Below are 16,258 nucleotides of genomic sequence, written 5' to 3'. Positions count from 1 at the left end.
TTGTTGGTATCTTGTTTTATTAAGGTTAGTCATATGTTTTTCATTAATGGATTTTATGTGTATGAAGGCGGTGTTTTTCGGCGTATGTACGTTAAACCACGTTAGGTATTCGTGACGGAAGGTTTAAAAAATGGTGGATAATTGAGCAGAAAAAGGGGCTAACCTGACGACTGTGAAAAGACGTGTTAGTATCAAAAACGTTTTTTCACTGACTGTCGAACTAAGAATGTGCTTTAAACGGCGGTCACACAACATGGAGTGTGAAAATTATGATGCGAGTAGGTTTAGTTGGCTGGCGAGGCATGGTGGGATCTGTGCTGATGCAGCGTATGGTAGAAGAAAAAGACTTCGACCATATCGAACCTGTATTTTTTAGTACCTCTCAGGTTGGTATCGACGCACCGAACTACGGTAAGGATGCAGGTACCCTAAAAGATGCTTACGACATTGAGATGCTAAAAACCCTCGATGCTATTATCACCTGCCAAGGCGGAGACTACACCAACGATGTTTACGCGAAGCTGCGTGAATCAGGTTGGAAAGGCTATTGGATTGATGCGGCGTCATCACTACGAATGGCAGATGATAGTATCATCACCTTGGATCCGATTAACTTCAAACAAATCCAAGCGGGAATTCATAAAGGCACGCGTACCTTTGTTGGTGGTAACTGCACTGTTAGTTTGATGCTAATGGGCTTGGGTGGTTTATACCAAAACGGGTTGGTTGAGTGGATGACCGCCCAGACTTACCAAGCCGCGTCAGGCTCAGGCGCTAAACATATGCGAGAGCTGATCAGCCAAATGGGGGTGATCAACGATGCCGTTAATACTGATTTGGCCAGCCCTGCCACTTCTATTTTAGACATTGACCGCAAAGTCGCGCAAACCATGCGCTCAGGCGACTTCCCAAGTGACAACTTTGGCGTGCCGCTTGCCGGCTCACTGATCCCTTGGATTGACGTGAAGCGTGACAATGGTCAAAGCAAAGAAGAGTGGAAAGCCTCGGTTGAAACCAACAAGATCTTAGGGCTAGACAACAACCCGATCCCTATCGACGGCACATGCGTCCGTGTGGGGGCAATGCGTTGTCACAGCCAGGCACTGACCATTAAGCTGAAAAAAGCGGTGCCAATGGATGAAATTGAAGACATGATTGCGTCACATAACGATTGGGTCAGTGTGGTTCCCAATGAGCGCGATGTCACCATGACGGATCTGAGTCCGGCCAAAGTGACAGGCACCATGTCTGTGCCGGTAGGTCGCTTACGTAAACTGGCAATGGGTGGCGACTTCCTGAATGCCTTTACCGTGGGTGACCAGCTGTTGTGGGGCGCGGCAGAGCCTCTGCGTCGTACGTTGCGTATTATCTTGTCGGAAAAAGCGCAAGACTAATCACCGAGCGCTAACCGTAGCAAGCCGTCAACGGAGTTGGCGGCTTTTTTGTGTCCGATTTTCTTTGTCGCTTAATCTCTGTCTATCAAGCGTGCATAAAAAAGGAGGCGATAAACGCCTCCTAGCTTTTAGCTTATTGTCGTCAGTTGACTTAGCCTGCGAAGTTTTTCGCGACGAAGTCCCAGTTAACCAGCTTCCAGAAGGCAGCCAGATAGTCTGGACGTACGTTACGATAATCGATGTAGTAAGCGTGCTCCCAAACGTCCACAGTCAGTAGTGGCGTTTCACCGTCGTGAGTCAGTGGGGTTTCGGCATTTGATGTGTTGACGATCGCCACTGAACCATCTGCTTTTTTCACCAGCCAGGTCCAGCCAGAGCCAAAGTTGGTAACTGCTGCGTTGGTGAATTGAGTTTTAAACTCGTCGAAAGAGCCAAACGCTTTAGTGATTGCGTCCGCAACGTCACCAGTTGGCTCACCGCCACCGTTAGGGCTTAGGCAGTGCCAGTAGAAGGTGTGGTTCCACACTTGCGCGGCATTGTTGAATACACCGCCTGAAGAGTTCTTGATGATCTCTTCGAGTGACTTACCTTCAAAATCAGTCCCTTCAATCAGACCATTAAGCTTCACAACATAGGTGTTGTGGTGCTTGTCGTAGTGATAGTCCAAGGTTTCTTTTGAGATATGTGGTTCTAGTGCATCTTTTGCGAAAGGGAGTTCTGGTAGTTGGAATGACATTGCTTATATCTCCGTTTTTATCGTGAGAGTGCTTCCTGTAGTCCATCACCGGCGCTCGTGTGTGTTGTTGGCCATGAATGCTCACGCGAACAACTCAGCACCTAAGCATCGGGTGTGGCTACTATTTTCGTTTTGCTGAGTGTAGTTTAGCAAGTTTTTACTTTATTAAAAGGATCGCAGTAAAATTTTTATGCCTAATCCCACAAAAGATTTAGGCATTTTTTTCCGGCTTGTTAACCAGTAGAATCAAGGCAAGATTCACAGACAGTGTTCGAGGAAGCAATGGAAACAACGGACAAAATCAAGCAGCAAATCGAAGAAAATGCGATTCTGCTTTACATGAAAGGGTCGCCAAAACTGCCAAGCTGTGGTTTTTCGTCACAAGCCTCTCAAGCGCTTATGTCGTGTGGTGAAAAGTTCGCATACGTGGATGTACTACAAAACCCAGATATCCGCGCAGAGCTGCCTGTATACGCGCAGTGGCCAACCTTCCCACAACTTTGGATTGAAGGTGAATTAGTTGGCGGTTGTGACATCATTTTGGAAATGTTCCAAAAAGGTGAGCTACAGCCACTGGTCAAAGAAGCGGCCGAACGCCGTGATGCGAGCGAAAACGAATAACGCTGTTACTGATGTGACAGGTATTGAAAAAGCCACGTCTTAGACGTGGCTTTTTAGTATTCATCAATGCGTTAAAGCGCACTTTACGTCTTTAGAGCGTCCGCTTAGAGCACCATAGCGGCAAGCCAACCAAAGGCAATCAAGGGCAAGTTGTAATGAATAAAGGTGGGGACGACTGTATCCCAAATGTGTTCGTGCTGACCGTCAGCATTAAGCCCGGACGTGGGGCCCAAGGTGGAGTCAGAGGCCGGTGAGCCTGCATCACCTAGCGCAGCGGCTGTGCCCACCAACGCAATCGTTGCCATCGGTGAAAAGCCGAATGCCAGTGAAAGTGGCACATAAATCGTCGCGATAATGGGAATGGTCGAGAATGACGAGCCAATCCCCATGGTGACCAGTAGACCCACCACCAACATTAGAAAAGCCGCCAGTGGCTTATTCTCACCAATTGAGCCAGACAGGGACGCGACCAAGGATTCGACGCCACCTGTCGCTTTCATGACGGCGGCAAAGCCCGCGGCAGTGATCATGATAAAGCCAATCATCGCCATCATGTGCACGCCTTTGGTAAACACATCCTGGGTGTCTTTCCAGCGGATCACGCCACCAAAGGTAAACACCATAAAACCAGCCAGCGAGCCGACAATCATTGAGCCGGCCATTAGCTGAACACTTAGCGCGGCAACAATCGCAATGGCGGCGACCCACAAGTTGCGCGACTGAATGCCATGGTTTTCTGGCTCAGCGCTTAAGACCTCTTTTTCACTGTATTGGCGCGGCTGACGGTAGCTAATAAAGGTGGCGATCAACAGGCCAACGACCATACCCGCTGCAGGCAATAACATGGCGGTAGGAACCTGGCTTGCGACCACATCAAGACCATTGTCATTGAGATTTTTGAGCAAAATATTGTTCAAAAAGATGCCGCCAAAGCCGACGGGTAACACCATATACGGCATGATCAAGCCAAAAGTAAGCACACAAGCGACCAATCGACGGTCGAGCTTTAAGCGTTGGAACACATGCAATAGTGGGGGGATCACAATAGGGATAAAAGCAATGTGGACCGGAATCGCATTTTGCGACGAAATCGCTAACAGCCCTAAAAGGACTAAAACAACGTATTTAAAGGTGGCGGTATTGGCATCGGTTGGACGCGCATTTAACTTGCGGATCACCGAGTGCGCCAGCACATCCGTAATTCCTGAGCGGCTAATGGCGACGGCAAAGGTGCCGAGCATCGCGTAGCTGAGCGCAATGGTGGCACCGCCACCCAACCCGCCCTCAAAGGCACTGATGGTGTCGGAAATACTGAGGCCGCCGACAAGACCGCCGAGGACGGCACTGAACGTGAGTGCGACAACGACATTCACACGCATAAGCGCCAATGCCAGCATGACGCAGACTGAAATGACTACCGGGTTCATTAAACATTCCTGTTATGGGTGTTGTGACTGCAGCTTCACTGCAGGGATATCTATGGTTTTGTAATTAAGCTACCCAGTTTGCGCAAAATTTTGCCCATGTCGAGGGGAAATCGGCTTTTTTGGTTACTTTCTTTCATGCTTGTCAGCCTTGCTAAAAGTCGCGACCAGTAAAGTAGACAAATAGGGGCGATGGAAATGTTGGTGGTGTGAGGGAAAGAGGAAAGCAATTGCAGGCCACACGCAGGCACGCTATTAACCCATCCCTGGGGGCTCCGCCGCGCCGCCCTTAGCGCGGAGGGCCTGCTTAGCGGCCAGCCATCGCTTCTAATGTATTTCAGGGCGGGACACTAGATCGAAAAAAGCTGGCCTATGTGGGCCAGCTTTTGGGTTATGGTTAAGTTGCAGGGCTTAGAACAAGTAGTTCAGCTGCAAACCATAGATGTAAGCATCACCGCCGGCTGAGAAGTCTACAGTTGAGTCGCCCAAAGCGCCCTCAATAGAGGAGTTTTCAGTCAGTTTTTCGCTACCATCTACTTGCTCACCATCAAGGAACGCGAAACCCGCATCGATAGAGAGGTTTTCATTAGCAGTATAAGTGGCACCTAAGCTCCACCACTGGCGATCAGAGTCTGGGATACTTAACGTACGTTTTTCCGCCGGTACTGGGCTCTCATCGTGAGCGTAACCAGCACGGAACGCCCAGTTATCATTCATGGTATAAGTGGCACCCAACGCATAACGCCAGCTGTTGTCCCAACCTTCTTCTTTTTGGAAACACACACCATCAGTTGCTGAACAGCCAGAACCTGTTGCTTTGAGTTCTTTAAAGCTATCCCAGCCAGTGTACATGGCGCTATAGTGAAGGGCGATTTGTTGATTTAGCTGGTGGAAGCCGGAGAACTCAATAATATCAGGAAGGTTCAGTTCTAGTTCGCCATCGACGGTGGAACCCGGGCTACCTGTTTTCGCCCCTGTACCGTCTGTAAACTTACCATCAAGGGTGACGTCGGTTTGAGAACGATAGGTTAGGCCAAAACGGTTATCCTCGTTAACCTCCCAAAGCACGCCGAGGTTCCAGCCAAATCCCCAGCCATCGCCAGTCAGCTTAGCTGTCTGATCTGTGGCGCTGTCTAATGCAGAAACAGCAGCAAATAAGGGGCCGGATTGTCGCTTAAGTTCTGCGTCTGCATATATGGCGCTAATACCCGCACCAATGCTCCATTGATCGTTAAGCTTATAGGCAATATTAGGGTTAAAGTTCATGGTCACGAGTTCAGTTGACCCCGCAATAGACCCCGCGTAAAAGTCTTTCGGATAGTCGGTTGATAGACCAAAATTCGAGAAGGCAGAGAAGCCCACCGCTAGTTTGTCATTAATCGGCTGAATAATATGAATGTTAGGTACATATTCAGTGGGGGCAATATCTTTGGCGTCTAGTGATGTTGAGCCTTGAGCGTACCCTGGGCTAGCGCTCTCTTCCACGTCCGCATGCACATCTGGGTCAATGATGCTCAAGCCGCCCGAGAAAGCGGTGGTGTTAAAACGGGTTAGGGCAGCGGCGTTGCGTGCACCCACTGCGGCATTATCTGCGATAGCGGCTTCACCGGCAAAAGCACGCCCCAAACCGGATACCGAGGTTTCTGATACTTGAAAGCCGGCACTGTGTGCTTGCACGGCTAACAAAGATAAACTGGTTGCCACTAGCGATTTCTTAAATAGTGATGACATAACGCGCCTCACTCCTTTGTTAATTAGCTTCTTGTTCTTTGGGGCCGCCGCTTCAGTGCCCATCTTACGTGGGCGAGAGAAGTGGTCGGATGTTCTACAGGTTCAATAGTGGCACCAATTTCCCGTTTGTTAAAGGTTGGTTTCAAAACTGGTAACACGGTATTTCACCTGGTTAGGCTGACATTGTTTCTATCGGTTGTTTTAAGTAAAAACTCTATTTGAGTAATCACTATGCTCAGCCCCTATTTAACGTGATTTTTACATTTATATTTTGTCGCTCACTCCTTATGTGCCTGTTTAATAGTGGTTAGTCTGATAGCCAGATAAAGGCCAAAATAAGATCACAAAAATGTGACCGCAAACAAATTGTTAACAAGCCTAAGCGGAACTTTTTGTGGTTAGTGAGCACGTTTGGTGTCAATCATGCAGGGTCGATAGCAACGCAAAGGTTGCGTTGTTGTCGACCTAACGGTGCGCCCCTAGCCTTTACATTAGCGTGATTAGGTAGAGGGGGACGCTGTGCTCTCCGAAGTAGAGGGAAGCGGCCAACCGCCCAAGCGTTTCCAACGGTTGACGATTTCACAGAATAGCTCAGCGGTGCGCTCGGTATCATAAAGCGCACTGTGTGCCTCTTTATTATCGAACGGGATTTGCGCTGTTTGGCAGGCTTTCGCCAATACCGTTTGCCCGAGCGCCAGTCCGCTTAGTGCGGCGGTATCAAAGGTGGCGAAAGGGTGGAACGGGTTACGCTTTAATTGCGCACGCTCGGCGGCGGCCATCACAAAGCTATGATCGAAGTTGGCGTTGTGAGCGACCATAATGGTGCGTTGGCATTCCGCTGCTTTTTGCTCTTTACGGATCAGTTTAAAGATTTCCCGCAAGGCTTCGCCCTCATCAACCGCGCCGCGCAGTGGACTATAAGGGTCGCGGATGCCGGTGAACTCTAGGGCGGCTGGCTCAAGGTTAGCGCCTTCAAAGGGGGTGACATGAAAGTGCAGTTTTTTGTCTGGCATTAGCCAGCCCTGCTCATCCATTTTTAGTGTCACGGCACATATTTCTAGTAGTGCATCGGTTTGGGCATTGAAGCCGGCTGTCTCAACGTCGACAACGACAGGGAAATAACCACGGAATCGGGCTTTGAGACTGTTTGGATCATTTGCTTGGCTCATGCTGATGTCACTTTACTAACAATAAGAAAAGCGTGATTATCGCAAATAGTGGCGTTAAGCTAAAGTCGGCGTGTAACGCGTCGATAACTTTATAATCATTTGTTTGTGTCTTAGTCATGTTTCGGTCACTGTCCCAGCGGTGGCGTGCGCAACCTTGCAAGCAGTAAACTGTGCGTGAAGACAGAATCACGCGACGTACGGAGTCTGTAATGGCGTTTTGTCCTGTTGATTTAATAAAATGGCGCTTTACCCCAGTGGTGGTGTTGTCATGTGTTGGTCTGCTTTTGCCCAGCCAAGCGTCTGCCAACAAGCAATACGTGGCATCGTTGGGAAAGTCGAGCTGGACTGTGACGATTGATACACCCATTGAGTGCCGATTAGAGCATGACGTGCCAGGGTACGGGCAGGCCTCGTTTACCTCTCGCGCGAGCAAAGATATGAATCTTGACTTCTCACTCGACATGCAGCGACCTATGGGTGAGACCGCGCAGGTGTCACTGCTTTCCATGCCAGCGGATTGGATGCCTGGTGAACCCGCACGCTATATGGATCAGCTCAAGTTTTTCAAGCAATTCGATGGTTATGTGGGCGGCCAAACTGCGTGGGCGATGCTGAGTGAGCTAGAAGCAGGTCGGTTTCCGACATTTAGCTTTAAAGATTGGCAGCGTCAGCAGCGACAAGTAGATGTGGCGTTGTCAGCGGTGGCATTTGGCGCGCCATATAATGAATTCAGCCAGTGCCTGAATAAGTTATTGCCTTATGCGTTTGAGGATATTTCTTTTACGGTGTTGCGCTATCAAGAAAATAGCGATGAGTTGACCAAAGCCAGCCGCCAGCGACTCACACAGATAGCGGAGTTTGTTCGTTATAGTGATGATATCGACCTTGTGTTAGTGGCGACATATTCAGATGCACGTGGCACACGTGAAGCCAATCAGCAAATGTCAGAGCGGCGGGCGAAGAAATTGCGCGACTACTTCACCTCGCTGGGCCTCCCTGAAGATAGAATTACCGTTGAGGCCTATGGCGAACGTCGCCCGATTGCTGACAACGACGACCCGATTGGACGCAGTAAAAACCGCCGTGTGGTGATTTCGTTGGGAAGAACCTTGTTGTAGGCGGTGGCCACAGAGGTTATCACAGACAGCGTTTACCCCCCCCCCGATAATACAAAGACAGTACAAAAAAGCCCGGCATACGCTCGATGCCGGGCTTTTCTTTGTGACGTGTCTTGTTGTGTTAGCCGTTCAGACCCGCAGAAGCACTTTTGTTTTGGATAAGCTCCAATTTGTAGCCATCAGGGTCGGTGACGAAGGCGATTTCAGTGCTACCGCCTTTGACTGGGCCTGGCTCACGGGTGATGTTGCCGCCTGCTTGACGGATTTGATCGCAAGTTGCGTAAACATCATCTACTCCAATGGCGATATGACCAAAGGCGTTACCATGGTCGTACTCGCTTTCGCCCCAGTTGTAGGTCAGCTCAATCACGGCACCTTCTGATTCATCGCTATAGCCGACAAACGCGAGGCTATATTTATACTGCTCGTTTTCATTGGTGCGTAACAAACGCATTCCCATTACTTCGGTATAAAACTTGATAGCACGGTCTAGATCACCGACGCGGATCATGGTGTGTAGAATTCTGCCGTTTGACATGACGTTGCTCCTTTTTTGCTTGCCAGTGCTCGCCTCCGATGGCGTTAGCTATCTGGGTAAACTTTTTCTTTGTACTCACATAAATCTTCAATGATGCAACTGCCACAGCGAGGTTTTCGTGCCAGGCAGGTGTAGCGTCCATGCAGAATTAACCAGTGGTGCACATCGACCTTAAATTCTTTCGGCACCACCTTAATTAGTTTCTCTTCCACGTCATTGACGTTTTTACCCATCGCGAACTTAGTACGATTGGACACGCGAAAAATATGGGTATCGACGGCGATGGTTGGCCAGCCAAACGCGGTGTTAAGCACCACATTAGCGGTTTTTCGTCCCACCCCAGGCAGAGCTTCCAACGCTTCTCTGCTCTCTGGTACCTCGCCATGGTGTTGCTCAATCAAGGCGCGGCAGGTTTTAATCACGTTCTCGGCTTTGGAATTAAACAGGCCGATGTTTTTGATATAGGACTTCACCCCATCCACGCCCAATGCCAGTAGCCCCTCGGGCGTATTGGCCACCGGATACAGCTTGTCGGTCGCTTTATTGACACTGACATCGGTCGCTTGCGCAGACAGTAACACCGCGATCAGTAACTCGAAAGGGGTTGACCAGTTGAGTTCCGTTTGCGGATTTGGGTTGTTATCGCGCAGGCGCTCCAGAATGTGTCGTCGTTTTTCTTTATTCATTTACCCTATCCTGTGGATCACTGACTACCCGTCACCCGTGCGCGCTCAATCACCGGCTTGTCGTCTTTTTCTGTTTTACTGGCAAGGTGTGTATCAATGATGTTCTTTAATGCGATCAGAAAGCCGACCGCGAGAAACGCGCCCGGTGGCAATATCGCTAACAGAAACTTGGTGTCGAATTGAAATATTTCAATCCGCAATGCGGCAGCCCCGTCGCCGAGCAAGAGGTCGGCGCCATCAAACAAGGTGCCATTGCCGATAATTTCGCGAATAGCGCCAAGTACCACCAAGGCCGCTGTCATACCAGTACCCATCCAAAAACCATCGCTCACCGACAAGCCAACAGGGTTTTTGGAGGCAAAGGCTTCGGCGCGGCCGATGATAATACAGTTGGTGACAATCAATGGGATAAAAATCCCCAGTGATTGATAAAGGCCGTAAGCATACGCATTCATGACCAATTGCACGCATGTTACCAGTGAGGCGATGACCATCACGAAAATGGGAATCCGTACCTCTTTGGGTACCCAATCCCTAATCAGTGACACAATTAAATTAGAGCCAACGAGGACGGCCAAGGTGGCGATCCCCAGGCCAAGTGCATTGGTGACGGTAGCGGATACCGCCAATAGTGGACACAAGCCCAGTAGCTGCACAAACGCTGGGTTATTACTCCATAAGCCATTTTTCATTAGCTCTTTGTGGGCGCTATTCATGACGCTCCTCCGCAATTCACCGGTTGGTTGACCAATGCTTCTTGATGTTGACTCACAAACCAAGCCGCTTTTTTGACGGCACCGACAACCGCACGCGGGGTAATGGTGGCACCGGTAAACTGATCAAACTGTCCGCCGTCTTTTTTCACCGCCCAACGTGCATCATCCTCACTGGTGACCGTTTTGCCGCTAAAGCTTCGGATCCAATCTGACACCCGCAAGCTCACTTTATCTCCCAGCCCTGGGGTTTCGTTATGCTCGAGAACCCGCACACCCAGCACCTGATGGCTGGTCGCATCCATACCAATCAATACCTTGATGGCACCATTGTAGCCATTAGGCGCGATGGCTTGAATGGCAACGGCGCTGATCTCCCCGTTCAGGGTGGCAACATAAAAAGGCTGAGCGTCATCGGTTCCTAACGCTTCCTTATTTTCGATAAGGCGGCAGCTTTGATGAAGTGCATTATCGTGCTGGCTTTCAGGGATCACCTGATTGAGCGCTTTTGATAATTGGATTTGCTGCTGCTCTTTAATGGTATCTTCAGTTAGCGCATTAGTGACCGCAACCAGTGCTGTCGACAAGAGGGCAGCAACAGCGAGGATGCTCCCATGTTTTTTTATGGTATCAATCATGACTGTGACTTCTTCTCTGCACGGTTTGTGGCATGCCCATACGTTCTTGGCTTGGTGTAATAATCAATCAAAGGAACGCATAAGTTAGCAATGATCACCGCAAACGCGACACCGTCAGGGTAGCCACCCCAAGTACGAATTAAATACACCAACACCCCAATCAGTCCCCCGAACCATAAGCGGCCACGGTCGGTGGTGGAGGCCGACACCGGATCGGTGGCGATAAAAAACGCCCCGAGCATGGTCGCGCCAGACAACAAGTGGATCAGTGGCGAGGCGAGTTGATCGGGCGCGATCAAGTGGCCGAGCAATGAACAGGAGAACAAGGCAGTGAGTACCGCGACCGGAATATGCCAATTGATAATGCCACGTTGGATAAGCACCAAACCACCGAGTAGGTAAAGCGTGTTCACCCACGCCCAACCTTTACCGCCGAGCGCAGAAAAAATGGGCTGCTGCAAGGCTTCACTGACGGTTTGGCCGCCCGCTAGCGCGGTTTTAATGGTATCCAGAGGCGTTGCCATGGTGGCGCCATCCACGGTCATACGTAACTGGTTGACGCTAAAACCATCTAAGGTATAGCCGCCAAAAATCGCCGCGAGGGTATCGGTAATGGTCAAACTATGGATGGCGAGGCTTTCCGGTGGCAACCAAGTGGTCATTTGCACCGGAAAAGCGATGAGCAGTACCACATAGCCAACCATGGCGGGGTTGAAGAGGTTCTGTCCTAATCCGCCGTAGATATGCTTGGCAACAATAATAGAAAACGCGGTACCAATAACGATCACCCACCAAGGTGCCATCGGCGGGATCGCGACGGCCAATAAAAACGCGGTGAGGAGCGCGCTATTATCGCGAAGGTAAGCCATTACAGGGCGACGGCGCAATCGCATGACCAATGCTTCGGTTGACCATGCCGTGATAACTGCCAAGGCTAATTGAACAAGCACGCCCCAGCCGAAGAAATACCACTGTGCCGCCAAACCGGGCAGAGCACAAAGGAGCACCGTCAGCATGATATGGCTGGTAGAGCGCTTATTATGGGCGTGTGGTGAACTTGCAATGAAAAACGCCACGTGGGTTATTCCTTATCTTCTTGTGTTTGTTTTGCCGCTTTACGCGCTTTGGCGCGTGCAACTGCTGCCGCGACGGCGGCTTTTTTATCGTTAGCCTCGTCAGTTGGCGACGCGGTGTTCTCAGAGTCGGATGACGTATCGGCAGCCGTCTCAGATTGTGCCTTGGCATCACCTTGCTGCGCGGCTTTACGCGCTTTGGCACGGGCAACGGCGGCAGCGACGGCGGCTTTTTTCTCGCCAGCGTCATCCGTTTGTGCCTTAGCATCTTCTGAGGTGGATGATGGTTCGGCTGCTGGTGTCGACTCTGAGTTGGCATCACCCTGCTGCGCGGCTTTGCGTGCTTTGGCACGTGCAACGGCGGCTGCGACAGCGGCTTTTTTATCGCCAGCGTCATCCGTTTGTGCCTTAGCATCGTCTGAGGTGGATGATGGTTCGGCAGCTGGTGTCGACTCTGAGTTGGCATCACCCTGCTGCGCGGTTTTACGTGCTTTGGCACGAGCAACCGCGGCAGCGACAGCGGCTTTTTTATCGCCAGCGTCATCCGTTTGTGCCTTAGCATCTCCTGAGACGGATGATTGTTCGGCAGCCGGTGTCGACTCTGAGTTGGCATCACCCTGCTGCGCGGCTTTACGTGCTTTGGCACGAGCAACCGCGGCAGCGACCGCATCTTTCTTACCGTCTTCACTGTCGGTGCTGTCGGATGTTGCCTGTGAATCGGTTGCATCTGAGGCTTTTTGTGCCTCTTTGGCCGCCTTACGTTCACGCGCTTGACGTTTACGCTCTTCGCGCAATTTCATCATTTCACTGTTGTCTGGCTCATCACTGCCCGCTTGCGCCGCCTCGGCCTGTTTCGCTTTCGCTCGGGCGATTGCCGCTGCAACGGCAGGTTTGACATCACTCGATGCCGCTTGTGCGGCTTTTTTCGCTTTCACCCGCTCTACTGCAGCGTTAAGTGCATCATCGGAGCCCGTGTTTTGTTGCGCGGCTTTTTTGCGACGCTCCGCAGCTTTGCGGTGTTTTTCTTCTCGCTCCTGCTTTTCACGTTCCATGCGCGCTTTTTTGGCTTCAAAGCGCTGACGTGCGCGTTCAGCCGCTTCTTTTTCCGCTTCAATTTCACGAATTTCCGCTTTAGCCTGGCGATAGTATTGAACCAGTGGGATCTCACTCGGACACACATAGGCACAGGCGCCGCATTCGATGCAATCGAAAAGATCATAGTCTTGGCACTTGTCGTAATCCTGATCTTTGGCATACCACTGCAATTGCTGAGGTAAAAGGTGAGCGGGACAGACATCGGCACAGGCACTGCAACGAATGCAGGCCATTTCTTGCTTGGCTGGGGCAATTTCTTTACGTGTGGGCACCAACACACAGTTAGTGGTTTTGGTAACAGGCACTTGTGTGTGGGGAACGGTAAAGCCCATCATCGGGCCGCCGATGATCACCCGTGGCAGTTTTTTTTCTGCCTTATAGCCATGATGTGCCAACAGCTCACCAATTGGCGTGCCGAGAAGTGCCCACCGGTTTTGCTGGGTTTTGAGTGTTTTCCCAGTCAAAGTGACCACACGCTTAATCAGAGGCTCGCCATCTAGCACGGCGCGTTTGATCGCATAGGTAGTACCAATGTTTTGCATTAGCACACCAATACTGGCAGGAAAGGCTTTGGCGGGGACTTCTTTACCCGTGATGATTTGAATCAGCTGCTTTTCACCGCCAGAGGGGTACTTGGTAGGTACCACTTGGATGAGTATGTCCTCATCAACGGCCTCCACCGCGGCTTTAAGCGCTGCGATAGCCTCTGGCTTATTATCTTCAATGCCAATCACGGATAGCTTAGGCTTCACAATGTGATTGAGGATTTGTATGCCCGCGATGATTTCGTCTGCGCAGTCTTGCATCAGACGATCGTCGGCAGTGATATAAGGCTCACACTCTGCGGCGTTGATGATCAGCACTTCCGTACGCGCCAAACCGCTTTGTAGCTTTCTTGCGGTTGGAAAGCCTGCACCTCCCATCCCAGCAATGCCCATAGAGCGGATATGATCGATCAATTGCTCGGGTGGTTGAGTGTGGTATGCGGGTAAAGCCGCTTTAGGTCCCCACGTATCTTTACCGTCGGGCTGAATCACTACGCAACGGTCGGACAAGCCTGAAGGATGTGCAATGGTTCTATCTTCAATCGCAACCACAATGCCAGAAGTGGGCGCGTGCACAGGCACACATTGTTGAATATCTGTTTCGGTAAGCGCTTGGCCAGCGAGTACGTGATCACCTTGGCTAACGCGCAATTTCCCCTTGCTTCCGATATGTTGTTTTAACGGTATTACAAGCTCATTAGGGAGGATGTTTGGCAGGATTTCTCCCTGGTTCGACTGCGTTTTGTGCTCAGGCGGATGAATGCCCCCATGAAAATCCCATACTTGGCCATGTTTGATTTGTTCTATCAGGCTTTCCATCAGGCACGTGCTCCCTGACTCTCGGTTACGTCTACAACAGGAATTTGTTCAAGTTGCCATTTCCAAGTTTCAGGCGTGTCTTGAACGGGGATCATTTCAATACAGTCGGTTGGGCAGGGCGCGACACATAAATCGCAACCCGTGCAGTCTTGCTCAATCACTGTATGCATAGCTTTGGTACTGCCAACTATGGCATCGACCGGACAGGCCTGAATACATTTGGTGCAGCCAATACAATCTTCTTCGTGGATGAAGGCGACTGTCTTAATGCTTTTTTCCTCATCATGAGCGAGCTCGGTGGCTTCTACGCCCATGAGATCTGCGAGATTCTCGATGGTTTGCTGGCCACCTGGTGGGCATTTGTTTATGTCATCGCCATTGGCAATGGCTTCAGCGTAGGGACGACAACCAGGATAACCACATTGACCGCATTGCGTTTGGGGAAGAATAGCGTCTATTTGATCGACAATCGGATCCGCCTCCACTTTGAAGCGAATCGATGCGAAACCAAGAATTGCGCCGAATATTGCGGCGAGGGCGGCGATAACAACTACCGCTATCACTATTCCACTCATGATAAGGTCACCAGTCCAGTAAAGCCCATAAAGGCAAGCGACATTAATCCTGCAGTAATCATTGCCACCGACGCGCCCTTAAAGGGAGCGGGGACGTCAGCGGCCGCGATGCGCTCACGCATCGCGGCAAATAAAACCAGCACCAACGAAAAACCACACGCGGCACCAAAGCCATAAATAATCGACTCGATAAAGCTGTGCTGTTGCTTCACGTTGAGCAGTGCAACGCCCAGCACCGCGCAGTTGGAGGTGATCAAGGGTAAAAAAACACCCAGTAGCCGATGCAATGTGGGACTGGTCTTATGTACCACCATCTCAGTGAACTGCACCACCACGGCGATAACCAGAATGAAACTCAGTGTCCGTAAATATCCGAGGTCGAGGGGGATGAGAATATAGGTTTCAACCAGATACGAGCTCACTGACGCCAAGGTCAACACGAAGGTTGTGGCAAGCCCCATCCCAATTGCTGTTTCCAGTTTTTTTGATACGCCCATGAATGGACACAAGCCCAAAAACTCCACCAGTACGAAGTTATTGACCAATACCGTGCCCACCAGTAGCAACAAATACTCAGCCATGCTGTTTAATCATTTAATGTTTTTGTGATCTGCCTATTATCGACCTTTGAGGCGGCTATAACAACCGCCATCAAGCAGGGTTTTTGCTTGGTTTGCTGTAAGCTGTTAGTGACGCTTTACGCGTGTACCTTATTCTAAGGGTAGTGGCAGCGTAGCGTGTGCGATCACGGTAAGAGTGTGTGATGAGATCATGAAGACCGTAGGATAGGTCAAGGAGAAGGGATATATAAAATTGGCTCCCCCAACTGGACTCGAACCAGTGACATACGGATTAACAGTCCGCCGTTCTACCAACTGAACTATGGGGGAATCGTGTAGCTATTGTTCTCTGTGGTGTGGTGTCTCAAGAAGATGGCTCCCCCTGCGGGACTCAACGGGACGCCCAGTCCTGCGACATATTCTGCGCAGCAGAACGGATGCCAGCTTTTGAAACACTTATTTTTCTCAATAAGGATGGCTCCCCCTGCGGGACTCGAACCTGCGACATACGGATTAACAGTCCGCCGTTCTACCAACTGAACTAAGGGGGAATTGCCTTGAGAACGGAGCGAATGTTAGCGAGCACCTCGAAAGGTGTCAACTCATGAGAAGCAATAAAATCTGTCTTTTCAATCGACTGCTGAAAAGCTAGCCAGCGACGATGATAAAAACATCATAGTGTCGATTGATTGAGCATAGAGGCTAATTTTGTCTTGACTTTTTACACAGCCGATTCTGAAAGGGCTCTCAGCGGTTACCCACAGATTCTGTGGATAACCATGTGTGTGGATCTTGATCAACTGACTATATGACTGATTTTATA

The 16,258-nt window shown here is 50.4% G+C and carries 15 protein-coding genes and 2 tRNA genes; 3 read left to right on the top strand and 14 right to left on the bottom strand.

What is annotated here, in order from left to right; all coding sequences use genetic code 11:
* Positions 1-272 precede the first annotated feature (272 nt).
* The gene (asd, locus tag BZG74_RS03840; RefSeq protein WP_077771591.1) at positions 273-1,394 is read left to right on the top strand and encodes an aspartate-semialdehyde dehydrogenase; all 1,122 of its coding nucleotides are present in this window, start codon (positions 273-275) and stop codon (positions 1,392-1,394) included.
* A gap of 151 nt (positions 1,395-1,545) precedes the next feature.
* On the opposite strand, the gene sodB is transcribed toward asd, so the two are convergent.
* Positions 1,546-2,130, bottom strand: a complete 585-nt coding sequence (sodB, locus tag BZG74_RS03835) for a superoxide dismutase [Fe] (protein ID WP_069362010.1) — start codon at positions 2,128-2,130, stop codon at positions 1,546-1,548.
* 282 nt (positions 2,131-2,412) lie between these two features.
* Here sodB and grxD point away from each other — a divergent pair, with 282 nt between their 5' ends.
* Positions 2,413-2,751: a Grx4 family monothiol glutaredoxin gene (grxD, locus tag BZG74_RS03830; RefSeq protein ID WP_077599178.1), complete on the top strand. Its 339-nt coding sequence runs from the start codon at positions 2,413-2,415 to the stop codon at positions 2,749-2,751.
* Between the two features lie 104 nt (positions 2,752-2,855).
* Here the strand turns inward: grxD and BZG74_RS03825 are convergent, their stop codons facing one another.
* The 3 genes from BZG74_RS03825 to rnt form a co-directional block, all read right to left on the bottom strand.
* Entirely contained in the window at positions 2,856-4,178 is a 1,323-nt protein-coding gene (locus BZG74_RS03825; protein ID WP_077771421.1) for a Na+/H+ antiporter family protein, read from the bottom strand.
* 408 nt (positions 4,179-4,586) lie between these two features.
* Positions 4,587-5,906 carry a porin gene (locus BZG74_RS03820; protein ID WP_077771420.1) on the bottom strand — a complete coding sequence of 440 codons (1,320 nt, stop codon included), beginning with the start codon at positions 5,904-5,906 and terminating at the stop codon, positions 4,587-4,589.
* 500 nt (positions 5,907-6,406) lie between these two features.
* Positions 6,407-7,075: a ribonuclease T gene (rnt, locus tag BZG74_RS03815; protein WP_077771419.1), complete on the bottom strand. Its 669-nt coding sequence runs from the start codon at positions 7,073-7,075 to the stop codon at positions 6,407-6,409.
* Positions 7,076-7,284: 209 nt separating this feature from the next.
* Between rnt and motY the strand changes: the two genes are divergently transcribed.
* Positions 7,285-8,193 (top strand): flagellar protein MotY, encoded by a 909-nt coding sequence (gene motY, locus BZG74_RS03810; protein ID WP_077771418.1) that lies wholly within the window; start codon positions 7,285-7,287, stop codon positions 8,191-8,193.
* Positions 8,194-8,314: 121 nt separating this feature from the next.
* Here motY and gloA read toward each other — a convergent pair whose 3' ends face one another.
* The 10 genes from gloA to BZG74_RS03760 form a co-directional block, all read right to left on the bottom strand.
* Complete coding sequence (gene gloA / locus BZG74_RS03805) at positions 8,315-8,731, bottom strand: lactoylglutathione lyase (RefSeq protein WP_046075308.1); 417 nt, start codon at positions 8,729-8,731, stop codon at positions 8,315-8,317.
* Positions 8,732-8,775: 44 nt separating this feature from the next.
* Positions 8,776-9,417 (bottom strand): endonuclease III, encoded by a 642-nt coding sequence (gene nth / locus BZG74_RS03800; RefSeq protein WP_077771417.1) that lies wholly within the window; start codon positions 9,415-9,417, stop codon positions 8,776-8,778.
* 17 nt (positions 9,418-9,434) lie between these two features.
* A complete protein-coding gene (locus tag BZG74_RS03795) occupies positions 9,435-10,133 on the bottom strand; it encodes an electron transport complex subunit E (protein WP_077771416.1) in 699 nt (232 codons plus the stop codon).
* On the bottom strand, positions 10,130-10,768 hold the full coding sequence (gene rsxG, locus BZG74_RS03790) for an electron transport complex subunit RsxG (protein ID WP_077771415.1): 639 nt from the start codon (positions 10,766-10,768) through the stop codon (positions 10,130-10,132). Before rsxG ends, BZG74_RS03795 begins: the two co-directional genes overlap by 4 nt.
* Entirely contained in the window at positions 10,765-11,844 is a 1,080-nt protein-coding gene (gene rsxD, locus BZG74_RS03785; protein WP_077771414.1) for an electron transport complex subunit RsxD, read from the bottom strand. Before rsxD ends, rsxG begins: the two co-directional genes overlap by 4 nt.
* A 5-nt stretch (positions 11,845-11,849) precedes the next feature.
* The gene (gene rsxC / locus BZG74_RS03780) at positions 11,850-14,300 is read right to left on the bottom strand and encodes an electron transport complex subunit RsxC (protein WP_077771413.1); all 2,451 of its coding nucleotides are present in this window, start codon (positions 14,298-14,300) and stop codon (positions 11,850-11,852) included.
* On the bottom strand, positions 14,300-14,875 hold the full coding sequence (gene rsxB / locus BZG74_RS03775; protein WP_077771412.1) for an electron transport complex subunit RsxB: 576 nt from the start codon (positions 14,873-14,875) through the stop codon (positions 14,300-14,302). Before rsxB ends, rsxC begins: the two co-directional genes overlap by 1 nt.
* Entirely contained in the window at positions 14,872-15,456 is a 585-nt protein-coding gene (gene rsxA, locus BZG74_RS03770; protein WP_046075315.1) for an electron transport complex subunit RsxA, read from the bottom strand. The genes rsxB and rsxA overlap by 4 nt, the downstream gene beginning before the upstream one ends.
* 233 nt (positions 15,457-15,689) lie before the next feature.
* Positions 15,690-15,765, bottom strand: a tRNA-Asn gene (locus tag BZG74_RS03765).
* 145 nt (positions 15,766-15,910) lie between these two features.
* A tRNA-Asn gene (locus tag BZG74_RS03760) sits at positions 15,911-15,986 on the bottom strand.
* Between the last annotated feature and the right edge of the window lie 272 nt (positions 15,987-16,258).

This window comes from Salinivibrio sharmensis (assembly GCF_001995985.1).
GTDB classification, from domain to species: Bacteria; Pseudomonadota; Gammaproteobacteria; order Enterobacterales; family Vibrionaceae; genus Salinivibrio; species Salinivibrio sharmensis.
The sequence above is the reverse complement of the archived record's forward strand: the minus strand, read 5'-3'. Positions and strand labels throughout refer to the sequence as shown.

What these genes read in the sequence shown, in the direction of transcription:
- asd (WP_077771591.1), top strand. Translation starts at nt 273, where the DNA reads ATGCGAGTAGGTTTAGTTGGCTGGCGAGGCATGGTGGGATCTGTGCTG.
- sodB (WP_069362010.1), bottom strand. Translation starts at nt 2,130, where the DNA reads ATGTCATTCCAACTACCAGAACTCCCTTTCGCAAAAGATGCACTAGAA.
- grxD (WP_077599178.1), top strand. Translation starts at nt 2,413, where the DNA reads ATGGAAACAACGGACAAAATCAAGCAGCAAATCGAAGAAAATGCGATT.
- BZG74_RS03825 (WP_077771421.1), bottom strand. Translation starts at nt 4,178, where the DNA reads ATGAACCCGGTAGTCATTTCAGTCTGCGTCATGCTGGCATTGGCGCTT.
- BZG74_RS03820 (WP_077771420.1), bottom strand. Translation starts at nt 5,906, where the DNA reads ATGTCATCACTATTTAAGAAATCGCTAGTGGCAACCAGTTTATCTTTG.
- rnt (WP_077771419.1), bottom strand. Translation starts at nt 7,075, where the DNA reads ATGAGCCAAGCAAATGATCCAAACAGTCTCAAAGCCCGATTCCGTGGT.
- motY (WP_077771418.1), top strand. Translation starts at nt 7,285, where the DNA reads ATGGCGTTTTGTCCTGTTGATTTAATAAAATGGCGCTTTACCCCAGTG.
- gloA (WP_046075308.1), bottom strand. Translation starts at nt 8,731, where the DNA reads ATGTCAAACGGCAGAATTCTACACACCATGATCCGCGTCGGTGATCTA.
- nth (WP_077771417.1), bottom strand. Translation starts at nt 9,417, where the DNA reads ATGAATAAAGAAAAACGACGACACATTCTGGAGCGCCTGCGCGATAAC.
- BZG74_RS03795 (WP_077771416.1), bottom strand. Translation starts at nt 10,133, where the DNA reads ATGAATAGCGCCCACAAAGAGCTAATGAAAAATGGCTTATGGAGTAAT.
- rsxG (WP_077771415.1), bottom strand. Translation starts at nt 10,768, where the DNA reads ATGATTGATACCATAAAAAAACATGGGAGCATCCTCGCTGTTGCTGCC.
- rsxC (WP_077771413.1), bottom strand. Translation starts at nt 14,300, where the DNA reads ATGGAAAGCCTGATAGAACAAATCAAACATGGCCAAGTATGGGATTTT.
- rsxB (WP_077771412.1), bottom strand. Translation starts at nt 14,875, where the DNA reads ATGAGTGGAATAGTGATAGCGGTAGTTGTTATCGCCGCCCTCGCCGCA.
- rsxA (WP_046075315.1), bottom strand. Translation starts at nt 15,456, where the DNA reads ATGGCTGAGTATTTGTTGCTACTGGTGGGCACGGTATTGGTCAATAAC.